Source organism: Spirochaetota bacterium, assembly GCA_035477215.1.
GTDB lineage: Bacteria > Spirochaetota > UBA4802 > UBA4802 > UBA5368 > MVZN01.
In genome coordinates this window covers 169,545-194,657 of record DATIKU010000058.1, presented here as the reverse complement: position 1 = coordinate 194,657, position 25,113 = coordinate 169,545, and the positions used below count along the sequence as shown (strand labels likewise).

The window sequence follows — 25,113 nt, the reverse complement described above, 5'->3', positions numbered from 1 at the left end:
GAGCATCGTGCGGGAAGAAGTCGGTTTTCCAATCCGGGGCCACGCGGAAAAAAACGGTTTTACCTGTATAAAATTCGTCTTTTCCAAAATAAGATGGTTGACAATTAAAGTTAAATGTAATCATTAATAATTGAACTTGAATGATTTTGTGTTGAAATATTACATATTGTCCGTGTAATAAAATCTATTCAAAAATATACATGCTGACCGGGTTGTTCGGCCAGCGCTACGGGTCTGATACTCATTATAAATTATATGGAGGATTCAATGGCGAAATATAAGGAAACGTCGGTTGCCGCCCTTTTCCAGAACCAGGTGGCTAAACTTGGTTCGAGGGGCTGTGTCGCCTACAAAAAAGACGGCAGGTACACCGATGTATCATGGACCAACATGGATGCTATGATACGCAAGCTCGGATGCTATCTGATGTCAATAGGGATCAAAAAAGGCGATAAAGTGGCCATTTTTTCACAGAATCGCTACGAGTGGTGGGTCGCCGACCAGGCCATTCTGTCGATCGGAGCGGTAAACGTTCCGATTTACGCGACGAACTCGGCCGAAGAGGCGCTGTACGTGGTGATGCATTCCGAGTCAAAGGCGTGTATCTGCGGAACGGAGGACCATCTCGACAAGATATTGAGCATTAAGAAAAAAGCACCCAAGCTGAAAACGGTCGTAATTGTTGACGTCCCCTCGAAAAAGAGGGCCGACGTCATCACCCTCGAGGAAGCCTACAAGAAGGGGGAGGGCTATAAAAACAAGGGCGAGTTCGACAAACGTCTCGCATCGATCAAGCTTGGCGATCTTGCGACCATCATTTACACCTCCGGCACAACCGGGAATCCGAAGGGCGTGATGCTCTCACATAGCAATTTCATTTCAAACGTCAATCAGATCATGACCGGGTACAAAAAGTTCTTCGATGAAAACGAGATATTTCTGTCTTTCCTTCCCCTGTCGCATTCGCTTGAGAGGACGGCCGGTTACTACATGCCGGTTGCACTGGGTGCGAAAGTTGCGTTCGCCGAGGATGTCTCAAAACTCCAGCAGAACCTGACCGAAGTGCGTCCCACGGTCATGGTCAGCGTGCCGCGTATCTACGAAAAGGTGCATGCCGGTATTCTTGCCAAGGTTGCGGACGCACCTGGAATTAAAAAGGCCATTTTTAATTTCGCCAATAAGACCGCCGCTCAGAACCTTCCCTATGTATGCAGCGGGAAGGAACGCAGCGGGCTCTTTGCGAAGAAATACAACATTGCCGACAAGCTTGTATTTTCAAAGCTCAAGGCGACGCTTGGCCTGGACCGCCTGAAGTTCGCGGTATCGGGCGGTGCGCCGCTTTCGGTTTCCGACGCTGAATTCTTCCTTGGAATGGGGATCATCATTCTCGAGGGATTCGGTCTAACCGAGACGACGCCGGTCACCAACGCGAACATGCCGGGAATGATCAAGCCGGGTTCGGTCGGCATACCGGTAAAGGACACCACGATCAAGATCTCCGATGAAGGCGAAATACTTATCAAGGGCCCGCAGGTTATGATGGGCTACTATAAGAACAAGGAAGCCACCAAAGAAGTCATGACAAAGGACGGTTTTTTCCGTACCGGTGACATTGGCGTAATCGATGAAAAAGGAAGGCTCGCCATTGTCGGTCGCATCAAGGACATCATTGTTACCGCCGGCGGAAAGAACATATCGCCCCAGAACATCGAGAACAGTTTGAAAGAGTCCAAGTTTATCGAGCAGGTCGCGATCATCGGCGATAAGAAAAAATATCTTTCAGCTCTCGTTATTCCGGCCTTCGAAGAGTTGAAGAAATGGGCCAAGAAAAATCAGATATCCTTTGCATCAAACAAGGATCTGATTAAAAACGCGGCCGTGATAAAACTTTTAGAAGGTGAAATCGCGCAATACACCAAAGAGTATGGCCGAGTGGAGCAGATAAAGAAGTTCCGTCTGCTCGATGCGGAATGGACACAAACGACCGGAGAGCTTACGCCCACCCTCAAGGTAAAGCGCAAGATCATCACCGAGAAGTACTCAAAAGAGATCGACGGCATGTACGTTGGAGATGACAAGGATTAGCCAAACGCTTGCCGCGGAGTCGGTATTTCCCGCCGACCGAGCGCTGAAGAGGTAACGACTTAAGAAAAAAAGGGCTGCCCATGATGGACAGCCCTCTTTTTTTGATTGCATCAGTAGCGGTAATGCTCGGGTTTGTACGGACCTTCGACGGGAATACCGAGGTACTCGGCCTGTTTTTTCGTTAGGGTCGATATCCTGGCGCCGAGGCGGTCCAGATGAAGACGGGCCACCTCTTCGTCGAGCTTTTTGGGAAGGGTATAAACCCGCGCTTCGAGTTTGCCGGAGACCAGCTCAATCTGGGCAAGGCACTGGTTTGTGAAGCTGTTACTCATTACAAAGCTCGGATGCCCGGTCGCGCAGCCAAGATTAACGAGTCTGCCCTCGGCAAGCACGATGATAGACTTTCCAGAGCGGAGGAACCAGCGGTCAACCTGGGGCTTAATGGTTACCTTTTTGCAGCCATCCGTCGTTTCGAGGTAGTGCATGTCAATTTCGCTGTCAAAATGGCCGATATTGCAGACGATCGCCTCGTCCTTCATGATCTCCATGTGCTTTCCGGTTACTACGTCGCAACAGCCCGTCGCGGTAACGAATATATCGCCCTCGGCACAGGCGTTGTCAAGCGTGGTAACCTCATAGCCTTCCATGGCGGCCTGGAGGGCGCAGATGGGATCAATCTCGGTCACCAGCACCCTCGCGCCGAATCCGCGCATGGATTGCGCGCATCCCTTGCCGACATCGCCGTAACCGCAAATGACCACGACCTTTCCGGCCACCATTATATCGGTAGCGCGCTTTATGCCGTCCGCAAGCGATTCGCGGCATCCATAAAGATTATCGAATTTAGACTTGGTGACGGAATCGTTTACATTGATCGCGGGGAACAGAAGTTCGCCGGCCTGCTGCATCTGATACAGGCGATGTACGCCGGTTGTGGTTTCCTCGGAAACACCCTTGATCTTTGTCGCCACCCTCGTCCAGCGGCCGGGGTCCGTTTTATAAGCACGGCGGAGTCGGTCCATAATAATCGAAAATTCCTTATTGTCATATTCCTGTTTCAAAAGGGAAGGGTCTTTCTCGATTTTAACGCCCTGGTGGATAAAAAGCGTTGCGTCCCCACCGTCATCGACGATAAGGTCGGGGCCGCTGCCGTCGGGCCAGGTGAGGGCCTGTTCGGTGCACCACCAGTATTCTTCCAGGGTCTCTCCCTTCCATGCGAATACAGCGGCGGTGCCCGCCTTTGCGATGGCGGCCGCCGCGTGGTCCTGGGTTGAAAAGATGTTGCACGAGGCCCATCGGATATCGGCGCCGAGCTCATGAAGTGTTTCGATGAGCATGGCCGTCTGGATGGTCATGTGCAGGCTTCCGGTTATCTTGTAACCTTTAAGGGGTTTCTTCTGGGCGTATTTTTTCCGAATGGCCATGAGACCGGGCATCTCGTTTTCGGAAAGATCCATCTCGCTGCGACCCCAGTCCGCAAGGGAAATATCGGCGATCTTATAAGGCGGCGATTTTTCGATTTCAAGCGTACTCATAAATCTTCCTCCGGTTGAATGTAATATTGAATCAGATACTGGTTTCCAGATTCTGGAAATAGTGTTAACCTTTTACGAATATGATAAGCGGAATCTATCACGAGAATCAAGCCGCAATAGACGTATAAACACGAACCACCAGTCCGTTTTTAAGTGAAAGGCTTTCTGACGAGACACGGGTAAAGGAGGACATTTCGAGATAGCGCAGTACCTCGTCCTCGCTGAAGCCGAGATGACGGTCTCCATATTCGATACGAAGCCGCTCGTCGGTGTGCTTGTCGAACTCGATTATTTTTAAAATGCCGCCCGCGGTCAAGACGCGATTGGCTTCCATAAAGCAATCAAGTGGAGAGGCGAGGTGATGCATCACCATGTTGAGCAGGGCGAAATCGGCTTCGCGGTCGGGCAGGGGCAGATGTTCGAGTTCGCCGAGCCTGAGGTCAATTTTCCCGGTCGCACCCTCAAAGCGCTTTCTGGCTATTTCGAGCATGACGGGGGAGTTATCGATGCCGATTACCCTGTCGGAAATCGAAAGCAGTTGAGATAAAAAGTCTCCGGTTCCGCACCCGAGGTCCAACGATGTTTTATAGCGATTGTTGCTCGTGGTTATAAACAGGGACGAATCGAAGCCATCAAGAAGATCACTCCTTATTTTGTCCCATTCTCCCGCGATGGAATCGAAAAAATTTCGGGTTTCCCTAACCCTTTGAGCGGCGACATCGTCCGCGATCTTTCTGTCATTTGCGAAGACCGCATCATCGAAAAGAAAACCGAGCGAATCCATGAGTGTCCGCCCATCGCCCCCGTTAATGGTGGAATAGAAGACCCAAAGTCCGTCCCTCCTAAATTTCAACAATCCCGAATCGGTTAGTATTTTGAGATGCCGCGAAACTCGCGACTGACCCATGCCAAGGACGGCCATGACCTCGTTAACGCTGAGCTCTTTATACTCGAGCAGCTTAACAAGACGAATGCGCGTTTGGTCCGACAACGCTTTAAAATAGTGCAGGGCTTTCATATCACAATATCAATATATATAGATATTGTGATATTGTCAATAAAAAAGCATACTTTTTATGTATGCTCGTTAAAATATTATAACAACGGATGCCCTTTATAGAATGAAAGAATGAGGATTCTTTAAAGCGGTGGCATGGCCGCTTAACAGCGGCCTACTGGTTATACTTGAAAGATACACTCACCTTCGCGCGATATAAAACGACCTTTCCTTCCTCGACTTTCATGTCGAGCTGGCGAACCTCGGCGATTCTCAGATCGCGCAAGGTTTTCGCATGACTTTCGACGGCGTTTTTAGCGGCGTCTTCCCAGGATTTTGTACTCGTTCCGATGAGCTCTATCACTCTGTATACATGATCCATGGTCGCTCCCCCTTGAATTCAAGATATACTTGATTGCCGCTTCGGTGTGTATAAACGTCAACCAAAAAACCTGAGATACACTGTGGGGCCGATCGTTTTGATGTTGACTTTTGACGGCGCCGGGGAGATCGTAATGAGCGTGGAGCCGTCTGTGGGCGGATATTCCTGAGTTTTGATCTGCCGGAGAGGATATAGTGAAAATAGCCATAGAGAAAATAAAAGTTAAGCGGCGCATGCGCGCGGACCTCGGCAATATGCACGATCTGAAGGAATCCATGCGCCAGCATGGTCTGATAAACCCCATAACCCTGACACAGAATTACGAGCTGCTTGCCGGATACCGTCGACTGCACGCAGCGAGGGAGCTCGGCTGGCGTGAGATCGACTGCCATCTGGTCAACGCGCGGACCAAACTGCACAAATTCGAGATCGAAACCGAGGAGAACATAAACAGGAAAAGTTTTACCGGCGATGAAATGGATCGCGTAGCGTACCGACGGGAAGAACTTACCGCCAGTGGTTGGAGGAAACTACGGTACATACTGCGCGGCTGGTTTAACGCCATAATTTCATTATTTAAAAAATCCTGATCGCGCCATGGCGCCACCCGTCAAATGAAATTTAACCGATCGGTACAGGAACTGGTTGCCGTCAGATCCTCGTGCAGGACGTTTTCGGGCGAACCGATCCCCGATGAAAAACTGCGTGCTCTTGTTGTTATACTCGATTCGCTGCCGGTGCCGCCGTTTGCGGGCTCGGCGAGGTTCCGTCTCGTTGAAATGAAGGGTAAAGACGGCGCCGCGACACGACGGCCAGGTACATACGGAGTCATTCGCGGCGCGCGCTGGTTCATTGTCGGTGCGATCGCAAACACCCCGCGCTCCATGGAGGATTTCGGATTTCTTATGGAGGCGATAATTCTCGGTGCGACTGACCTGGGTCTTGCCACATGCTGGCTCGGAGGGACATTCAATCGGACCGATTACGCGAGGTTGGTGGAGGCGCGGTCTACCGAAACGGTTCCGGCCATAAGCCCCGTGGGCTATCCGGCGGCGAGGCGGGCCCTCACTGATTCGATTATAAGGTGGTCGGCGGGATCGAAAAGACGCAAAGCTGCCGGGGAGCTGTTCTTCATGTACGATTTCAACCAACCAATAGTCGATTTATCCGGAAATGACCACGCCCCGGCGCTTGAATCGGTCCAAAGAGCGCCATCGGCCTCGAATTTACAACCATGGCGGCTCGTACTCGACGATACTTCGGGGGCGGTGCATTTTTACATGACGAGGTCGCGCGGGTACGACAAGTTGATACGGGCGGTCGACCTGCAGCGGATCGACATGGGTATCGCGATGTGCCATTTCCAACTGTGCTCCAGCGAGAACGGGACGCCCGGGCGCTGGAGTGTCAGCGATCCGGTATTGAAGAATGTGCCGGAAAAAACGGAATATATCGCAAGCTGGACTCAGGAATAGCAGGAAGCTCTATTCGAAATAATGCTCGTATTCGGAGGGTGCCTTCGCTTTGTCCACTTCGAATATCTCGATCAGCACGGTATCGGGCCCCATGGTCATGATGTATTTCCAGAAACCGAAATCGGTAATATCCTTTTTAAAATCGACTCCCCGGGCTTTCATCCGGTTTACCAGCCCTTCCAGGTCGTCCGTTTGAATACCGATATGGTGGATCGCCCCCCCTTTGCCTTCGTGTGGCGGTCTGTCGTATAAATGAATGCGGCCGTTGCCGATCTGCATGAAAACATTGCGGGTGCCGGCGATATCCATATCCATAATCACTTTTCCTTTAAAAAACTCTTTATAATATTTGATGGACGCCGCAATATCCGAGGCGAATATATGTACGTGATGAAGATGGTTTGTCATTATGTAATCTCCGGTGTGACGTCGCGAACGGCCGAATGGCATCCAGTATCCCTGATGGGGACATAATGCACCCGGCCTGATAATAAGTCAAGGAATCGAAAGCCGTTTTGGGCCCGCCGCGAAGCCGCATATCGGCTTTGCGGCGGGGAACAGGCGGAAGCCGTCAGCGTACCGGAATAAAGCCGGCATCCCTGACGAGCTTCTGCCCATCCTTGCTGATAATGAAGTCTATAAAAGCCTTTGTTTCTTTGGAGAGATTCTTCTCGTTGATGTAGTTGTACAGCGCACGCGAAATCGGGTATTTCCCGGTTTTGCCGTTATCAAGAGTGGGCTCCACCCCATTTACATGAACCGCGTGGACCCGGTTGTTGAGATATCCAAAACCGACGTATGCGACCGCTCTACGATTATTGGCGACGGCGCTTACAACCGCGCCGCTCGAGGCCTGAAGAAGGGCGTCCTTGCGTACTTCGGATTTCTTCATTACGTCCTCATGCCAGTACTCGTAAGTACCCGAGCTGGTATCGCGGCTGATAACGACGATCCTGCCCCTGTCTCCGCCGATTTCGCTCCAGTCTTTGATGGAACCATCATAAATTCCCTTGAGCTGGTTCTTGGTGAGATTCTTGACTTTATTGGATGGGTGCACTATGGGAACGATCATGTCGTAGGCGACTATCACTTCCTTGATACTGCCTTTGAATGCAACTGCTTTTTCGAGCTCTTCCTTTTTCAGCGCCCTGGAAGTATTTGCGATGTCGCAGCTTCCCTCAAGCAACGCCTTGATGCCGTTTCCGGAACCGCTTCCATCGACCGAGATTGCGACATTCGGCGCGATCTTCTTATAGGCTTCTATTATTTTGAGGGTGATGGGAAGAACGGTGGTGGAACCTTTAATAACGATTTTGCCTGCCTGCTGCGAATAAGCGGTGCTGAAGAAGCAGCCCGCCGCAATTACCATAGCGGCAACAAGTATTTTTGAGAATGATTTTGGCCTCATGTTGATGCGAGCCTCCTGATTAAAATTGTGTTCAATGCGTCTACGCAAGTGGAAATAAGTCCCTGTTCGGTGAAGAATCGATGAATATTCCTTAAAAACATTATAAATTAAGGCAAAGAAATCTTTACATGAAAGCACAGGCATGTGATATCGTAGAGTTGGAAACTAATTGCGTTGCACAAAGATATGCATAATTTAAATTTAAGGGGGATGAGAAATGCAAATCCTGGAAAAGCTGGTCGATACCCGGGGGTATTCATGTCCCATTCCGATTGCGATGGTCTCGAGAAAAATGCACCATCTGGCCGAAGGAGACACCGTGACGGTGGTTTTCGACGACGCAGGTTTCAGGAAGGAACTGGAAGCATGGTGCGCTGAAACCGGGAACGCTTTCATCGATTATAAACTCGAGAAAAACTTTCACACTGCGGTAATAGGGAAGGGTGCCGGTTTCAAGAAAGAAGGCATAAAGGCCACCATGGCGTTCATACTGCTGGGGATTAAACTGCATTTTATTAAAATCATTCTCGGGATAATACCGGTAAAAAGAATTCGATACCTTATCACATTTGTGTCAATTCCTGAAGGCCTGAGAGCGGATCGATGGCTTGATGAGAACGGTAATAAAAAGCATGTCGCATTGCCGGTCCCTTCCGACATTACGGCCCACTGCGGAGTCGTTCTTGGATTTAGCGGCAGGGAAGAGGCGGAAAAGGCATACAGGCTCTTGTTGGACAACAGGTTCGCGGCGGAAGATGTTTATGTTATCGAAAAAGAGTCTGGAACACTGAAATTGGATATATAAATTAATGCGGATTATTTATGGCCTGCAACAAGGATGCGCTTGTTTTTACGATATGGTTGACAGAAGGTAGTCGCGACCGAAAATTCCCGCCGCCGCTTCGGTGAATTGCGTCGCCTGGCAGCTCGTTTAACAGTCAAAGGAGCGATTATGGCGATGGAATCAGCCCTGGTGCTTATCAAGCCCGACGGTCTAAAAAAATCCCTGACGGAAAATATTCTTACCTGGCAAAACTGGTTATTGTTGGCGCAAAGCTGGTTAACAACATTTAAGGAAGAAATCTGGGCGTGATGGAACCGGCAAGAATAAAATGAATCGTGTTTTTATTATGAACGTAATTCATAAAGTGTATAAATCTAATAATATGTAAAAAATATTTTGAGGGAGGATAATTCAGTTGACACTTATTGAAGTTCACACTAGTTTAATTTACGACATTACAACCTCGTCATAGCGGCCCCGTGTCCGCATAAAACAGGATGGTTGTGTTTGGAAAGCATGTTTTATGAGGGTTGTACATCGGGCGATGTTTCGATCGCCGGATGCGGGGGATTATTAATTTTTCATTAAGGAGGATAAAAGATGGCGAGCATCAATTTGCATGGGAATTCATATGACGTTGATGAGGACGGCTTTCTTCAGGAGCCGGATAAATGGACGGAAGACGTCGCCAGGGGCATGGCGGAGAAGGAGGGAATCAACGAATTAAGCGAGACCCACTGGAAGGTTATGAATTATCTGAGAGATTATTTCAAGCAGAATGGCATAGCGCCCATGGTAAGAAAGCTCACCAAGGAGACGGGCGTCAATCTTAAAGAGATGTATGAGCTTTTCCCACAGGGGCCCGCGAACTCGGCATGTAAATGGGCCGGACTGCCAAAGCCGACCGGCTGTGTGTGACAACGTTGCAATTGATTATGCCGGTCCGAAAAAAAGGCCAGGTCGTACAGAACGATCTGGCCTTTCCCGTATATGCCCGAAAACCGCGTTAATTTAATCCGCCAATGAAAACAGCCCTCATGAAAGATTCTGCAACGCGAAATGCGATCGCCATCGCGGGAGTGCGCGGTGGAATGGGAAAGACAATCGTTACAATCGGTCTGATCAGGGCGCTGCGCCGAAGGGGTTATACCGTAGCGCCATTCAAAAAAGGTCCTGATTATATCGATCCGGCATGGCTATCTCTCTCGGCAGGCCGGAACTGCCATAATCTCGATACATTCCTGATGGATGATGAAACGACAAGGAGCATTTTCCTTGATACAAATTGTGATGCCGATCTTTCAATCATGGAAGGAAACAGGGGCCTTTTCGACGGATACGATGTCCAGGGAACGCACAGCTTCGCCGAACTGACCAAGGCGCTGAATATTCCGGTGGTGCTCGTCATTGAATGCACCAAGACAAGCAGAACGGTCGCCGCGCTCGTACTGGGGGTAAAGATGTTCGATCCGGAGCTTCGCTTGAGCGGTGTAATCCTGAATAACGTGGCCGGGGAGAGGCATCGGGCGCTGATCACCGAGGCGGTCGAAAAGTATACCGGCTTGCCGGTACTTGGATCGGTACCGAGAATGCCGGCAATCCGTGCTCAGGAACGCCACCTCGGGCTGGTACCTGTTTACGAGCACGGAGGTCCAATCGAGCTTGTCGATGAGCTCGGTGATATAATGGAACGCGCTATAGATCTGGAGAAGATTATCGCCCTTTCGGGTGCCGAAATGGCATCTGAAAACGGCGTTTCGCGCGATATCGCCGTTGACGCTTTCAGCCCGGTGATTATGACTGAAGAAAAAAAGCAATGTTCTTCGGCACGACCCCGCATAGGAGTGATGCGCGATTCGGCATTCAATTTCTACTACAGGGAAAACATCGAGGCGCTGGTTCGGGCCGGAGGCGAAATAATTCAGATCAGCCCGCTGAACGGTGGAATTTTTCCGGATGTTGACGCTCTCTATATTGGAGGGGGCTTCCCCGAAACGCATGCCTTTCGTATTGCCTCCAACTGCGAGTTCAATGCCTCACTCCGCGAGCGTATTAACGAGGGACTTCCGGTCTACGCTGAATGCGGCGGGCTGATATACCTTTCGGCTTCTATAGTAATCGATGGAGAGCAATATCCAATGACAGGCGTGTTCCCGATGATATTTGAAATCGCGCGTTCGCCACAGGGTCATGGATATACTATTTTCTGTGTGGATGGGGATAATCCTTTTTACACGACCGGGGCCGTCGTTAAGGGACATGAGTTCCGATACGCGCGGATAGTCAACCCGAAAGATCTGACTGGTCTTCCAACCGTATTCGCGATGAAGCGAGGTACCGGCATTATCGATCAAAGGGATGGCGCTGTGTATCGTAATACGATGGCAACATTCTGCCATACTCATGCGCTGAGCGAAAACGTTATATGGCCCGCAAAACTCGTCGAACACGCCTCTGCACGTATAATAGGGAGTTCTTGATTTTTCAATCAATACCCGGCAAAGGAAAATCCCTGACGATCGAAATCGTCAGAGATTTGGTATGAGCGTGTATCCGTGTGACTCTATTCCTTCAGTTTGACGTATGAACCGTCAAGATAAAGGTATTCAAGCCTGCCCTCGTTGCCAAGTTCGCCGATCGCCTTATCTACGAGCTTTTTTTCTTCTCCAAGGGCCTTGGCGACGTCACGATTCTTCGCCTTCCCTTCGGTCTTTAAATAGTCGATGATTTTTTGCTTCAGCTCGGCACTGGCCGGTTCGCTCATGATTCTCCTCCACTGTTTACCACTTGAACTGCGTTGTGGCCCTATACGTTTCAGTTGCGTGAGTAAAGTCATCAATATGCTGTTCGGTGAATGGTATGCTCGTCAACGAAAAGAAACGTTCCCATCCTATACGCTGAATCCATTCGCCAAGGCGCTCGTATTTCTTTGAATCCCTGGCGTAGATCTCGACGATCTTCTTGAGAATGTCGGTAACTTCCGGCCACCGGGGCGGATTGTTCGGAATGAAAGGAACCGCAAGCCTGGAAAACATGGGTGGTTTCCGCATATTGGAGACCTTCCCGCCCACATAGATGGCCAGGCCGTCTCCATCGGGGTCTGAAAGCGGCATCGATGGACAAACGGTGTAACAGTTTCCACAATACATGCACCGCTCATTTTTTACCTCGACGCTGTTTATATTCTTGTCTGAATGGCGGCGAATGGCGCCGGTGGGACAGGACGCGATAACCGACGGTATTTCGCATGTAGAGGCCAGTTTTTCGTGGTTGACCTTGGGCGGTTTTGTATGGATGCCCACAACCGCAAGATCGGAACAGTGGACCGCGCCGCACATATTGATGCAGCACGCGACGGCTATCCTCAGCTTGGCGTGCAGCCTGAATTCCGTAAAGTATTCGTATAGTTCGTCCATGATCGATTTAACGAGTCCTGATGCGTCCGTTGCCGCGCTGTGACAGTGAATCCAGCCCTGGGTATGAACGATATTCGAGATGCAGTCGCCCAGACCGCCCACGGGAAGGCCGAGTTTATTTAAATCAGAGATTATTCCATCAACGTTTTCCTTATCAGGGGTCATCAGCTCGATGTTGAACCGGCTGGTGAAACGAAGATGGCCGTCGCAATATTTATCGGCGACGTCGCAGACGTCCCGGATGAAATCTATGCTGACGAGACGGGGCGAGCCCGCTCGCACGGTGAATAGTTCGCCACCGGTCTCGCTGACGTGTTTCATAACACCGGGTTTGAGGATTTCATGATATTTCCATTTGCCGTAATTGTTCACGATGGTTTCGGGAAGCATCGTTTTATAATCCGGCGGGCCGATATCCGTTCTTGGCATGGTAGTGCCTCCAGTTTTATATTAGACTTGTTGTAAATCTCGCTGATATCGGGTTTCCCCGCCCGGGGCGGGGGAAACCGGTTTTATTTCCCAGTCACGCAACAACTCTATTCTTAAAAGAAAACGAAGGGATTCGAGCGCGGATGGTAGACCATCTGCGGAATTGGCCTGAGATCAATCGCTTTTAGAAAATCCTTAAGGCCGAGCCGGCTGATCGTCTCCGCGATCCGCTCCCGGTTCCGACCATTCTCATCCCACCAGTCCCATATCTTCTCAAGGAGTTGCTTGATCTCGGCATAGGGCGGATCTACCTTGATAAACGGGACCAGCACCCAGGAAAGGAAGGCGCCTCTGAGGATGGGCGCTTTTCCGCCTATCAGTATCGTTGCGCCGGTTTCCTTTCCGGGACGGATAGCCCTGGTCATCTTGCTGATGCAGTGCATGCAGCGGACGCAGTCCTCGGGTTTGAGAGTAAGCTTCCGGTTTTTCTCGTCGTAATCGAGGGCCTGGCTCGGGCATTTGCCGGCTATCAGGTTCTTGATGTCAAGACCCTTGGCCGCGTATTCCCCTACCGCCGACTGGTCGATCCTGAGGCTGTCACGCCATGTGCCGATGATGGTGAAATCGGCGCGCGCGATCGCGGCGACGCAGTCGTTGGGACAGGCAGACGCCTTGATTTTAAACTTGTACGGCCAGCGGGGACGATGAAGCTCGTCCTGGAATGTCTGTGTTAAATCATAGATAAGATCGAGGCTGTCGAAGCACGCCCATTCGCAGCGGGCCGGTCCGACGCACCCGCTGGGGGTCCGAAGGGCCGACCCGGAGCCGCCCAGATCGAAGCCGTTCTCTGAAAGCGTATTAAACGCGGGCTGGATCTGGTCAGTATCCGTTCCGAGCAGAATGATGTCCCCGGTGGCGCCGTGCATGTTCGTGAGGCCGCTGCCGTGTTTTTCCCAGATATCGCAGATGGTGCGCAGGGCTTTGGTTGTGTAGAACCAGCCGGACGGATGGTTGACCCGGATGGTGTGGAATTGTTCGGCGTTTGGAAAATTTTCGGGGAGATCTGAATAACGACCGATAACGCCTCCCCCGTAGCCGGTTACACCGACGATACCACCGTGTTTCCAGTGGGTGATTTTATCCTTATAGGATTGTTCGACGACACCGAGCAGATCCTTCGCTTTGGCGTTTTTGCCGGCCGACCGCTTCATTTCTTTCACGAAACTCGGCCACGGGCCCTTCTCAAGTTCATCGAGTAAAGGAGTATTGCTTGGCATTCTTTGCCTCCTTTTTCGGATTGCTATTTATTCGTTATAAGACAAACGCCCGATAAATACTAATTCAAGAGAAAAGAATACGGATTGCACGTTTATTAAAAGACACGTTGCAAATTTCCGAGATAGCCGGCCTCGTTTCCCGCGCTCTGCAACAACTCTAATGTCTTCGTATCGCAAATATTCCGGTAAATCATATCGCATAGTTGTTTTTATGCAATTGTAATCCAGAAAACCCTTCAGGGCGGCAACCATGCTGCAGCAGGGAAAATCGCCGGTTGCACAAAACACGGTATGCTGCACAAATATGCCGATTAAAGAATTTCAAATGGCAAACCCTGCTAAATGAACCATATTCATATTATGAGCATAATTCATCGCTATTCGAATTTGTCAAGATAAATATCCGTAAAGCCGGATTCAATGTCGATTTTCGATAAAATTATCGCTGCATGGCGAGTCCAAAAAAATAATTCCATCATACCGCAAAAACTCATTGCAGGATCACATGGGGATAGCTTAACCGTTATTAAAATTATAGCTGCAAAGATGCGTTTTTCTTGAAATTATTGACCATGCGGTTAGATTGAACAGGGATTAGATGCGCACGGTGGTGAGAAGTGAAAAAGCATGAACTGGACGCCCGTTCCTTCCTATATCCCATGCCGGCGACGCTCGTGGGGGCGAACGTCGAGGGAAGGCCGAATTATCTGGTTGTAGCGTTCTGCGGCATAATGAATGCGCACCCTCCAATAATTTCCGTTTCAATCAACCACTCTCATTACACCAATATCGGCATAATAGAAAACAAGACATTCAGCGTAAACATCCCGTCAGCGGAAATGGCCGTAAAAACGGATTATTGCGGACTGGTATCCGGGGCCGAGGTCGATAAATCGGCCGTATTTGTTAGTTTTTACGGGAAGCTTCAGACGGCTCCGATGATTGAGGAATGCCCGCTTAACCTCGAATGCCGCCTGGTACAGACTATTGATTTTGATGTCGATATCGCGTATATAGCGGAGATCGTTTCGGTATATACTGAAAACCGCTATCTTACCGAAGGCCGGCTCGATGTTAAAAAAATCGATCCGCTCCTCTTCGCGATGCATGAACGGGCCTATTACAGGGTTGGCGATTACGTAGGCCAGGCCTGGAATATAGGCGCCGTTCTTAAGGGAAGGGGCGAAATTAATAAAAAGAAGTAAACCTCCGGGCACCGCGGTGCGCGTCAATTGAGAGATGATTGGTATGGAAGATATACGACATATCGCGGATTCGCTTTCTCGTGATGAAGTTCCGGAAACCTTCGGAGACTTACATGTATATCCGCGTTCCCGCCTCGTCGTAGACAATACCCGCATTCTCATGATACGCAGGGGCGGGATCGGCCAGCTGCTTGCCACCGGATCGGGCCCATTATTCGATGCTCTCGGGGGGCAGGAGGCCGGTTCCTGCCGGTTGTGTCCCCTGAATGAAGCCACGCGCAGCGCGATCAACCGGCACTTTCCCTTTACGATCCCTGCGCCGGCAGGTAGGCTCCGCGCCGGGATCGGTCTCGGTGACAGGCTCGGACGTGCGTCCTCAGGGCATATACGGGCCTTGGAGGGGAAGGGCGTATTCCCTATCCTCGCCCAGCAGAGCATGCGCGAGCTTTCGCTGACCGGCAGGACATATTCGGACGTCCTCGATGCCGCCTGTTTCGCCGTTCTTCGCGAAGGATATGTCGGGGGGTACGGAGCCGACGGCGACCATCTTAAAAACGAGGCCGATATAGCGGCGGCAATCGGGCTTGGTTTTTCGATGATTACGCTCGACTGTTCGGAATTTATCGACGCGACGACGGAATCACTCGGCCCGCAGGCGCTTAAAAAGCGCTATGCCGAAATTCCGTCAGTCGTCCGCGGGGGGTATGAGCGCGCATACTCTGGAGAGTCGTTCAGGGTCGGCACCGCCGAGATCTTCTTTGATCGGGAGGAGCTCGCCCGGTGCATGCTCCTGTATTCAGGCGTCATTGATTTCGCGGAGAAAATATTCAAAGACCATATTCGGACCGCGGGCAGGGAAATCGATTTCGAGCTTTCTATCGACGAAACGTCCACGCCGACCACGCCCGAGGCGCATTATCTGGTCGCCGCCGAGCTTAGACGGCGCGGGGTCGAGCTTACCAGTATCGCTCCGCGTTTCTGCGGAGAGTTCCAGAAAGGCGTCGATTACCGCGGCAGCGCGGACCGATTCGAGATGGAGTTCGCGGTCCACGCCGCGATAGCCGACGATTTCGGTTACCGCCTGAGCGTTCATTCGGGCAGCGACAAGTTCGCCGTATTTCCCGCAATAGGCGAACTCACAGGCGGACGATTCCATGTAAAAACCGCGGGGACCAGCTGGCTCGAAGCGGTCAGGCTCGTCGCGCGCAGGAACCCGACGCTTTATAGGAAAGTACACGCAAAAGCGATCGAGAGCTTTTCGCTGGCCCGGGAATATTATCATGTGTCTGCCGACCCGGCATCCATCGCTCCGCTCGATTCTGTCGCCGATGGTGATCTATCAGGATATCTCGACGACGACAATGCCCGGCAGGTGCTGCACATCACGTACGGATTCATCCTGAACAGGACGGCGGAGGGAACGATCAATCCGCTTGGACAGGAATTCCTGTCGGCCCTCGATGCGGAAGAAGACCTGTATCGCGACATGCTGGCCGCCCACATAGGAAAACATCTCGCCCTGCTCGGGAAATAGGAGCCGAATGGAACGGTTTATTCACGACGATTTCATGCTTCAGTCGGAGAGCGCGCGCAGGCTCTTTCACGACTACGCCGCGGCGATGCCGATCATCGATTACCACTGCCATCTTGATCCGGGACGGCTTTCGGCCGACCATCGTTTCGGGAGCGTCACCGAAGCCTGGCTCGAGGGCGACCATTACAAATGGAGGGCCATGAGGGCCAACGGCATCGATGAGCGCCTTATTACCGGCGACGCCGGCGACAGGGAGAAATTCAGGGCGTGGGCGCGCACCGTTCCCCGCACTCTCAGGAACCCCCTCTATCACTGGACGCATCTCGAACTGGCGCGCGTCTTCGGTATTGACGACAGGCTCCTGAGCGATGAAACCGCCGACTGGATATTCGACGCGTGCAACGAGGCGCTCGCCTCTCCCGGTTTCGGTGCGCGCTCGATAGTGAAAAAATTCAACGTCGAGACAGTGTGTACCACCGACGATCCTGTGGATTCACTCGAACATCATCGCGCATGGACGGCGGGCGGAGAGGCGCCATTCGCGCTGCTTCCGGCCTGGAGGCCGGACAGGGCGCTCGCGGTGGACAGGCCGCACGTCTTCGGGCCATGGCGGGAGAGGCTTGAAGAGCGGACCGGCATCAGGATACGGAAATACGACGACCTGCTCGATGCGCTCGATGCGCGGCACGAGTTTTTCCATGAGGCCGGCTGCAGGCTTTCCGACCACGGGCTGGAGTCGATCCCGTCGGTGGACTGGGGCGAGAAGAGGGTGCGCGGTATATTCGCCCGCGCGCTGAAAGGCGAGGCGGTTGCGGAAGGTGAAACGATTGAGTTTCAATCGGCCCTGCTTCACCGGCTGGCGGTGATGGATTGGGGAAAGGGATGGGCGCAGCAGTTTCATGTGGGCGTGCTGCGCAATACGAACGCCCGGATGTTCGTTGCGCTCGGTCAGGATACCGGCTACGATTCGATAGGGGATTTCGCGCACGGCCGGTCGACCTCCCGCTTCCTGGACCGCCTGGATCGCCGGGGCCAGCTCGCAAGGACCATCCTCTATACCATCAACCCGGCGGACAACGCGCTCTTCGCAACAATGATTGGTAATTTCCAGGACGGTTCGGTGCCCGGCAAACTTCAGTTCGGCAGCGGCTGGTGGTTCCTGGACCAGAAGGACGGCATGGAAGCGCAGATGAACGCCCTTTCCAACATGGGGCTTCTGGCCCGGTTCATCGGGATGACGACCGATTCGAGGAGCTTTCTGTCTTTTCCGCGCCACGAGTACTTCAGGCGTGTGCTGTGCAACCTGATCGGTTCGGACATGGAAACCGGCCTCGTTCCCCGCGACACGGACCTTCTCGGCCGGATGGTCCAGGACATCTGTTATTTCAACGCCAGGGACTATTTCGCTTTTCCGGTGTAATCCGGGGATACGATCGGCTTACACCGTGGTCCTGGAGCTCCCGCTTATTATTGTCAGTCAACCTTCACCGAATGACCGGACCGCGCCTCGCCCCTGCGCACACCAAGCATCATGATAAAGGCTATTCCGACGAAAACCGCGGAGGAGATGTAGATCGAGCTGTAATCGCTTCCGGAGAGCTGTATTATCCATCCATTGATATTGGGTCCGGCGATCGCCGCTGCGGTTATAAACAGGTAATAGATACCGGTATACGTGCCGGCGCGAAGACCGTCGGTCATATCGACCACCATCGGGAGAGAATTGACGTTCACCATCATCCAGGCGATGCCGCAGATCATAAGCAATCCGCCGACGACCGGCACGGAGCCCAGTACCGGCAGCGTTGTCAGAACGATTGTAAGGACTTCGCGGTCCAGAAAAAAGATCGTAAGGAGCGTCACCATGAGAACCGAAAGGCCGAGCATGATCGAGCGTTTCCTTCCGATTTTGCCGCCAATGATCCCGGCCGGAAGCGCGAACAGCACCAGCGTGAGCAGGAACTGACCCAGGATGCGCGAACCGTGCTCCCCGGGATAGCCGAGGTGATTCTTTGCGTACAGGGTGAAAAACGCTTCGATGGCGTTAAGGGCGATAAACCAGAAGAAATGTGCGAGAAAAATACGCAGGGCGCTGCGCTCCCGGTCGCGCAGTATAATCTTGAGGTTCGCCCAAAGCTCCGGCTTTTCCTCGAAGTTCGATTCGTATTCCCTTGGTTCGCGGATGAAGGCGAAAAGCATGCCGCCGGCGAGGACCACCAGGCACGATCCCAGCCAGAACGGATATGCATGGTTCATGGCGAATAGGGCCCCTCCGCCGAGGGCGGCTATGATTCCGCCGATTCCGCCCATAAAATTAGTGATTCCGTTCGCCTGTGAGCGGTTGGCGGAAGGGGTGATGTCGGCAAGAAGTGCGACCACCGGAGTGCGCCAGATTGCCATGCTGAGAATAAATGTACCCGTACAGACGGCGAATAGAGGGAGTATCGGAGCCAGGGGGACGAAAACGAAAGCCGTGGCCGCCACCGGGATCCCGAGGATGATAAACGGCATTCGGCGCCCGATGCGTGTTCGGACCCGGTCGGACCACGCCCCCATCGGCGGCTGAATAAAAAGCGCCGCTATATTGTCAAGCGTCATGAAAAAACCGATCATTGCCGGCGCCATGAGGAAACGCTCCTGCAGGAAGAGTGGGACAAAGCTGTTATAAATAAACCAGACGGCGCTGAACCCGAACGAGCCGAAGCCGAGCAGAAATATCTTGCCATAATTGAATTTCATCTGAATAGCCTCTTCCTTTGGTTTACCGCCGCCGCACGTGGCGCGCCTCCATGGTTTTTCGGGGCGTTCCACCGCCGCCGGCGGGGATCGTGCCGCAGTGCTACGCCATGCGACACCTCAATGTAAGAATTCCATATATTTGATGTTGCTACCGTACGCTCCGTGCCCTTCCTCGGGGTATTTTTACGTTCAAATAAAACAGGCCTTGTCGAGCGACTGCCTCCACGGGCATGCGGTTCGGATGGTATCCGGGAAAAACAATTCGCATTCGGCAACGGCGCCGAGCGCGCCTGTCAGGATGTGCGAGTTTCGATATCTCTTGAACATGAACTCACGGTCGTTAAGGATCCTTTCGGCGGTTTCGAGATAGCGCACGCATGCGCGATACACGTCATCTTTACGGTACCAGCCGGCGTTGCGGCTGGAGCGCGTGAGGCAGTAAACCCCGTCAAGGTCGATACAGTAGGTGACGTCCGCATCCCACAGGCCGTTCGCGCGCTGGAGACGAAGGGTGTGGTCGACGACCTTTTCGGGGTGGCGCCATTTTCTTCCGAAGTACTCGTAGACGTAATACATATGGAAGGCGCCGCCCATCTCATGCTTGGTCGGCCGGCGGATTAATCCCAACCTGTGAACGAGCCCCCGGCACCAGAAACCGGATTTTGGATCGGCGGCGCGGTCGAGCCAGTCGAAGTACCAGTCGTAGAAATTGTCGGCGCCCTCCCCGGTCATGGCAAGGGCCGCGGGAACGCCCGAGACGACGTGGGAACCGGGCCATATGATCGACCAGTTAACCCCATTGATCCATCGCTCCATCGAGGCACGGTCTGCAAGGATTTTCGAAGACCAGGCCAACGGCCACGACGGCCGGCGGTCGATAAGCCTGAGCGCGGCCACCGCATAAGCGGTGGTATGCTCGCGATGATGAAAGGTATAGGTCCTTGCGTACCAGCCGTCAGGCCGCTGGAAACGATTGATCACGGAAGCCCATTCATCTTTCTGCTTCTCGGTAAGGTCGAGGTCGCCTATGATGTAACGGCTGATGAGCATATCGGTGCTCCCGTATGAATCCGTGGGGCCGCCGATTTTATAACTGTATTCACCAGCGACGCCTCCGGACCTGAATTGTCGCTCCCAGTCGGGGAAGATGTCGAGCTGAAACCTGGTGAAATCGAATACGCGGGACATGTCGCTTACCTCTCGCCGTAGAGTTTTCGCAACAGATGGAAAGCCGCTTTGGGGACGCGCCTGGCGGAAGTAATCCCTTTCAGATTATAAAATGGAACCGGATTATTGGGAAACCATGTGCAGTAAAAATCAGAGAAAACCCAGGGTGATATTCCGGCCACAAAAGGACGCGACCTGGCCGCGTTCCAGTATTCCCTGATGACCATTGCCTGGTATTCTTCCGAGTAGGTTTTGCCGAATCCAACCCGTTCGGCTTTCCAGATTCCATCTTCCTCTTTTCGGCCGGGCGCCGCGTCGGCTCCGAATTCGGATATGATGACGGGTTTTCCAGGGAAGCTGCGGTGCAGACGGTCGAGGTGGGGACCGATGTCCGCGGTGCCGCCGTAATACCAGCCGCAGTACATGTTTACCGAAATGACGTCCATGCTCGCCGCCGCTCGACGATTGGTATCGAAAAAGGAAATGTTGTAGGTCAGCTCGGCCATCGTAACCGGACGGGTGGTATCCAGCGCTCGCACAACATCGCGAAGCCACGCATATACCTTTTCACCGTTTTTAAACAGCGTATACGTCTCATTGCCGACGCTCCATATAATGATGGCGGGATTGTTGCGGTCGCGCTCAATCATCTCGGCGATTTCGCGCTGTGCGTTGAGCAGGAGGGTACGGTTCATCATCTGCCGCATGCCGAACATTCGAACGGGGAACCGGAGTATCCCCTGCTTCTCTTCGTGCCAGGCGGCGAAGCCGGTGCCGGTCTGGTAATTGGCGATTTCCTCGCCGAGCAGGAGGCCCGCATCGCGCGCCGCAATGAGCTCCTCGACGCAATGGGGATAGTGGGCCATGCGGATGTAGTTGGCGTTCAATTTTTTAACGATTGCAAGGTCGCGAGCGATGACGGCGGCGTTCTGCGTGGCGCCGAGAAGGGGGTCGTCCTCGTGTTTGCAGATTCCCTTCAGAAAGACCGGGGAGCCGTTCAGCTCGATGGACGTACCGGCGACCGATATGCGGCGAATACCGGTCTTGAAGGCCAGGTCCTGGCGCGCGCCTTTCCTTCTCAGGGAGAGCCTGACGGTGTACAGGCACGGATGTTCCGGACTCCAGAGAGAAGGACGATCGACGCGGAAGGCGAACCTGTGGGCGCTGATTGCATCCTTAGGTTCGACGGGCCCCTTCTTCCGTATTCCGATACGCCTGCCGTCAGGACCGTATACCGAACAGGTGAGCGACAACGCATGCCTTTCGCCTGCGGTATGGACCAGCACGTCCAGTCGCAGATTCGCAAACTTCCCGGAGATCTGTGATTCGGCCGCAGCTTTAAATATGTACTGGTCAGGCAAAAGCTCAATGCGTACGCCCCGATATATGCCGCCGTAGGTGTGCCATCCGGCATGATGGTGTTTCCATATCTTCGGGGGGAGGGATGTCCAGGTGAGACGGTTATCGGTTTTGACGACAAGATGGTTGTCGCCCTTGTAGTTGAGTATCCCGCTGACATCGAAAAAAAACGGAGTATATCCGCCTTCGCGAATGCCGAGCTTCGTACCGTTGAGCCAGACGGTGCTTCGCAGCAGAACGCCGTCGAAGCGAAGCCGCGCTATCAGGCCGGCGGTCTTCACGGTACCGGTCCTGAATCGCCGGTGGAACCACACCGGCCCCTCATATGATGTATGACCGCCCGCCGCGTTGTTGAACGTTGATGGAATTTTTACCGGATTCCAGCCATCGTCGGGAAGCGTTAGGATCGGCCAGCCGGCGGATTCTCCCAGGTCTTTCGGGTCGAATCGCATTTGCCAAACGCCGTTGAGGTCGAAGATCCGGTGACTGGATTGTTCGAAGTGAGTCGGGTACGGCAGCCCGCCCGAGAGGATATAGGGTATTCCCTTGATCTCTCTGATTTCGAATCCATCATCCCCGGCTCCGATAACGGGAATCGGGTGTCGCAGAATTTCTCTGGGATAAAGGAATAAAAGATATAGCACGAAGAGGGCGCCCGCGGAGATGATTGCCAGCGGGATCAACAATATGATGATAACGATATCCATGCGCGAAGGTCCCCCGTTTGAATGATGATGCGGAAAATGAAGCGCCGAAGACAAAACAGGGCCGACACAGGCTTGCCGACACCGGTAAAAAACTCAATTTAAAAACCAGTTTATCCGGAAATCCCAGTAAAGTTTTTGTTAAGACACGATCGCCTGATGATGGATTCGGAAGGCCATGACCCGTAAGGCGTTGGAAGATTTTACGGCCAGGCGGATTGCCGCGGTCCCGGGATTCTGAATAAAAGTTGACAACCCGCGCAAAAAGCCCGAGGTTATTGAAATACTATTCCCGGAGGCCGGTGGTGCCCAGACGGTTGTACATCTGCATTGCGATGGTGCTGCTGATTCCCGCCCTCAAGTTCAAACTCCATTCGGAAACCGTCATTACCATTGATTCGAACCTGAACGGCGCGAGGCTGGGCCAGTTTAGTGAAGTTATGGAAGATGCATCGGGCAGGCTCGGGATCGAGGAAATACTTTCAGGGAATCCGGATTTGCGCTTCGCCCCGGCGGGGAAGGATTATCCCTCGTTCGGCTACACCAGATCGGCCTACTGGGCGCGCTTTCAGACCCGCAATGCCGGCTCGGAGCCGGTCAGGTGGTTCCTCGAGCTCGATACGCCGCATATGGACAGTGTGGAATTGTATGTTCCCGGGAACGGGGGAGAATATACAATCCGAAGGGCGGGGGACACGCTTCCTTTCCACGAACGGGAGATCCAGTCCCGTACATTTGTTTTTTCGCTCGTTGAGGACCCGGGCGCAAGAACGTACTATTTGCGCTTTAAGACCGAAGGCTCGATGGATCTCCACTTGAGGGCATGGTCTCCTGAGACTTTTATAGGCATGATGAGCAAATATCTGCCCGTTCTGTGGATGTTTTATTCGTTCGCATTAATCATGGCCTGCTACAACCTGTACATGTATTTCTCGATCAGAAAGCTCAGCTATCTCCATTTTTCCCTGTTTATCACCTCGTATCTGATTTTGCAAATGGTACTGGACGGTTCTTCCTATCAGTTCCTGTGGCCGACCTTACCCTGGTGGTCGAACCACAGCCTTGCGGTTTCGATGTTCTGCTGCCTCTTCTTTTCGGTGATGCACGCCATGAGTTTCCTTGATACCAAGCGGGTGACTCCGATGGTCCACCGGATGATGCTGTGTCTTGCGGCGCTGCATTGCGCCGGAATCGTGCTCGCATTCATCCTTCCGATGCAGGAATCGCTTCTTATTGCGATTTACGCTTCATTTCTGAATATCCCGATACTTATGGCTGTTGCCATGGTGTATGCATACAGGGGATACACCCCGGCGCGGTATTATTACGCCGGCTGGGGCTTTTTCTTCGCGGGCGGGCTGGCCCACATCTTCTGGACGTTCGGTTTCCTGCCGACCATGCTCTTGACCACGCGCGGAATCATGGTTGGCGCCACGCTGATGATCGTGGCCTTCTCCCGCGGCCTGGGAGAGAGCCTGAGGCGAATCCAGATTGAAAAAAACAGGTTGCTTAAAGAACTGGAAAAATCCGAGGAAAAATATCGCGGGCTGGTGGAAAACCTCAACGACGTGATATTCTCGCTGGATAAAAACGGAAAATTTACCTATATCAGCTCCGCCATCGCGAGAATATCATCATACTATACGGCGGACGATATACTTGGGAAAAACTTCGTCGATTTCATCCATCCGGACGATCTTCAGGGCGTTTTCGAGAGCAGGGCACGCACGCTTGACGGAAAGTTCGAGCCGCTGGAATACAGACTGGTCGACAAGGACGGGAAGGCCGTGTATGTCCGCACCTCAAGCAGGCCCGTCTTCGAGGGCGGACAGGCCGTCGGTATAACCGGTATTATAACAGATATCACCGAGCAGAAAAGGGCGCGGGACCAGTTGAGCGCCTCACTTAACGAAAAGGACATTCTTTTAAAAGAAATCCATCACCGGGTTAAAAACAACATGCAGATCATCTCCAGCCTGCTCAACCTGCAACTGGATGGCATCAAAGAAGAATCTCAGAAAACCGCGCTCCTCGACTGCCAGAGCAGGATATACTCGATGGCGCTGGTGCACGAACGTATCTATAAATCGGAAAGTTTCGAGCGCGTGGACTTCGCGGGATACATAGAAGTGCTGGCGAACATGTTGCTGCAGTCACACGCCGGCTACCGCTCGGGAATACATCTCGATCTGAACCTTGAGTCGATATACATCCCGCTGGAAAAATCGGTCTCCTGCGGGCTCATCGTCAACGAGCTTATAACCAACGGCCTGCGTCATGCCTTTATGGAAATGGAGCGCGGTACGCTTGCCATAACGCTTCGACGCGAAGGCGATATGATCCTTCTTCAAGTCGCTGACGATGGAAAGGGCCTGCCCGAGGGATTCGATCCGATGAAACAGGAAACGCTCGGCATACAGCTCGTTCATATGCTTGTCGAGCAGATGAGGGGAACGCTCGAAATAACATCGGCGGATGGAACATGTTTCCGGGTTCTCTTCGCCGCCGAGTCCTTATTCGGACAGTAATATCGCGGATACCGCTGAACCATTCTCAAACGCACATGATTCATGTCCCGATCTGTATCGTCAGCGGTGATTATCTTCTTGACGCGCTC

At 52.7% G+C, this 25,113-nt stretch carries 22 protein-coding genes; 11 read left to right on the top strand and 11 right to left on the bottom strand.

Going from position 1 to position 25,113, the window contains the following annotated elements; translation table 11 throughout:
- Nucleotides 1-267: 267 nt before the first annotated feature.
- Entirely contained in the window at nucleotides 268-2,085 is a 1,818-nt protein-coding gene (locus VLM75_15395; GenBank protein ID HSV98308.1) for a long-chain fatty acid--CoA ligase, read from the top strand.
- 110 nt (nucleotides 2,086-2,195) lie between these two features.
- On the opposite strand, the gene ahcY is transcribed toward VLM75_15395, so the two are convergent.
- From ahcY to VLM75_15380, 3 genes are all read right to left on the bottom strand, one after another.
- Nucleotides 2,196-3,620, bottom strand: a complete 1,425-nt coding sequence (ahcY, locus tag VLM75_15390; GenBank protein HSV98307.1) for an adenosylhomocysteinase — start codon at nucleotides 3,618-3,620, stop codon at nucleotides 2,196-2,198.
- Nucleotides 3,621-3,726: 106 nt separating this feature from the next.
- On the bottom strand, nucleotides 3,727-4,638 hold the full coding sequence (locus tag VLM75_15385) for a metalloregulator ArsR/SmtB family transcription factor (protein HSV98306.1): 912 nt from the start codon (nucleotides 4,636-4,638) through the stop codon (nucleotides 3,727-3,729).
- A gap of 154 nt (nucleotides 4,639-4,792) precedes the next feature.
- Entirely contained in the window at nucleotides 4,793-4,999 is a 207-nt protein-coding gene (locus tag VLM75_15380; GenBank protein ID HSV98305.1) for a dodecin family protein, read from the bottom strand.
- Between the two features lie 194 nt (nucleotides 5,000-5,193).
- On the opposite strand from VLM75_15380, the gene VLM75_15375 reads away from it, so the two are divergent.
- Nucleotides 5,194-5,589 carry a ParB N-terminal domain-containing protein gene (locus tag VLM75_15375; protein HSV98304.1) on the top strand — a complete coding sequence of 132 codons (396 nt, stop codon included), beginning with the start codon at nucleotides 5,194-5,196 and terminating at the stop codon, nucleotides 5,587-5,589.
- 24 nt (nucleotides 5,590-5,613) lie between these two features.
- A complete protein-coding gene (locus tag VLM75_15370; protein ID HSV98303.1) occupies nucleotides 5,614-6,474 on the top strand; it encodes a nitroreductase family protein in 861 nt (286 codons plus the stop codon).
- Nucleotides 6,475-6,483: 9 nt separating this feature from the next.
- Here the strand turns inward: VLM75_15370 and VLM75_15365 are convergent, their stop codons facing one another.
- Both VLM75_15365 and VLM75_15360 read right to left on the bottom strand, forming a co-directional pair.
- Nucleotides 6,484-6,882 carry a VOC family protein gene (locus tag VLM75_15365; GenBank protein ID HSV98302.1) on the bottom strand — a complete coding sequence of 133 codons (399 nt, stop codon included), beginning with the start codon at nucleotides 6,880-6,882 and terminating at the stop codon, nucleotides 6,484-6,486.
- 163 nt (nucleotides 6,883-7,045) lie between these two features.
- Entirely contained in the window at nucleotides 7,046-7,882 is an 837-nt protein-coding gene (locus VLM75_15360) for a phosphate ABC transporter substrate-binding protein (GenBank protein HSV98301.1), read from the bottom strand.
- Nucleotides 7,883-8,099: 217 nt separating this feature from the next.
- Between VLM75_15360 and VLM75_15355 the strand changes: the two genes are divergently transcribed.
- The 4 genes from VLM75_15355 (at nucleotide 8,100) to VLM75_15340 (ending at nucleotide 11,146) form a co-directional block, all read left to right on the top strand.
- Entirely contained in the window at nucleotides 8,100-8,687 is a 588-nt protein-coding gene (locus VLM75_15355) for a sulfurtransferase TusA family protein (GenBank protein HSV98300.1), read from the top strand.
- A gap of 147 nt (nucleotides 8,688-8,834) precedes the next feature.
- Nucleotides 8,835-8,975, top strand: a complete 141-nt coding sequence (locus VLM75_15350; GenBank protein HSV98299.1) for a hypothetical protein — start codon at nucleotides 8,835-8,837, stop codon at nucleotides 8,973-8,975.
- Between the two features lie 291 nt (nucleotides 8,976-9,266).
- Entirely contained in the window at nucleotides 9,267-9,584 is a 318-nt protein-coding gene (locus VLM75_15345; protein HSV98298.1) for a TusE/DsrC/DsvC family sulfur relay protein, read from the top strand.
- Nucleotides 9,585-9,703: 119 nt separating this feature from the next.
- Entirely contained in the window at nucleotides 9,704-11,146 is a 1,443-nt protein-coding gene (locus VLM75_15340; protein ID HSV98297.1) for a cobyrinate a,c-diamide synthase, read from the top strand.
- Nucleotides 11,147-11,229: 83 nt separating this feature from the next.
- On the opposite strand, the gene VLM75_15335 is transcribed toward VLM75_15340, so the two are convergent.
- The 3 genes from VLM75_15335 to dsrA form a co-directional block, all read right to left on the bottom strand.
- A complete protein-coding gene (locus tag VLM75_15335; protein ID HSV98296.1) occupies nucleotides 11,230-11,430 on the bottom strand; it encodes a hypothetical protein in 201 nt (66 codons plus the stop codon).
- A gap of 16 nt (nucleotides 11,431-11,446) precedes the next feature.
- Nucleotides 11,447-12,511 (bottom strand): dissimilatory-type sulfite reductase subunit beta, encoded by a 1,065-nt coding sequence (dsrB, locus tag VLM75_15330; protein ID HSV98295.1) that lies wholly within the window; start codon nucleotides 12,509-12,511, stop codon nucleotides 11,447-11,449.
- Nucleotides 12,512-12,624: 113 nt separating this feature from the next.
- Entirely contained in the window at nucleotides 12,625-13,788 is a 1,164-nt protein-coding gene (gene dsrA / locus VLM75_15325) for a dissimilatory-type sulfite reductase subunit alpha (protein HSV98294.1), read from the bottom strand.
- Nucleotides 13,789-14,405: 617 nt separating this feature from the next.
- On the opposite strand from dsrA, the gene VLM75_15320 reads away from it, so the two are divergent.
- From VLM75_15320 to uxaC, 3 genes are read left to right on the top strand one after another with little or no spacing between them, the layout of a single operon-like run.
- Nucleotides 14,406-14,993: a flavin reductase family protein gene (locus tag VLM75_15320; protein ID HSV98293.1), complete on the top strand. Its 588-nt coding sequence runs from the start codon at nucleotides 14,406-14,408 to the stop codon at nucleotides 14,991-14,993.
- A gap of 43 nt (nucleotides 14,994-15,036) precedes the next feature.
- Nucleotides 15,037-16,527 carry a tagaturonate epimerase family protein gene (locus VLM75_15315; protein ID HSV98292.1) on the top strand — a complete coding sequence of 497 codons (1,491 nt, stop codon included), beginning with the start codon at nucleotides 15,037-15,039 and terminating at the stop codon, nucleotides 16,525-16,527.
- A 7-nt stretch (nucleotides 16,528-16,534) separates the two neighbouring features.
- Nucleotides 16,535-17,947, top strand: a complete 1,413-nt coding sequence (uxaC, locus tag VLM75_15310) for a glucuronate isomerase (protein HSV98291.1) — start codon at nucleotides 16,535-16,537, stop codon at nucleotides 17,945-17,947.
- A gap of 53 nt (nucleotides 17,948-18,000) precedes the next feature.
- Here uxaC and VLM75_15305 read toward each other — a convergent pair whose 3' ends face one another.
- The 3 genes from VLM75_15305 to VLM75_15295 form a co-directional block, all read right to left on the bottom strand.
- Entirely contained in the window at nucleotides 18,001-19,266 is a 1,266-nt protein-coding gene (locus VLM75_15305; protein ID HSV98290.1) for an MFS transporter, read from the bottom strand.
- Nucleotides 19,267-19,455: 189 nt separating this feature from the next.
- Entirely contained in the window at nucleotides 19,456-20,454 is a 999-nt protein-coding gene (locus tag VLM75_15300; GenBank protein HSV98289.1) for a hypothetical protein, read from the bottom strand.
- Between the two features lie 5 nt (nucleotides 20,455-20,459).
- Nucleotides 20,460-22,499, bottom strand: a complete 2,040-nt coding sequence (locus VLM75_15295) for a glycoside hydrolase family 2 TIM barrel-domain containing protein (GenBank protein HSV98288.1) — start codon at nucleotides 22,497-22,499, stop codon at nucleotides 20,460-20,462.
- A gap of 302 nt (nucleotides 22,500-22,801) precedes the next feature.
- Between VLM75_15295 and VLM75_15290 the strand changes: the two genes are divergently transcribed.
- The gene (locus VLM75_15290) at nucleotides 22,802-25,024 is read left to right on the top strand and encodes a 7TM-DISM domain-containing protein (GenBank protein HSV98287.1); all 2,223 of its coding nucleotides are present in this window, start codon (nucleotides 22,802-22,804) and stop codon (nucleotides 25,022-25,024) included.
- Nucleotides 25,025-25,113 lie beyond the last annotated feature (89 nt).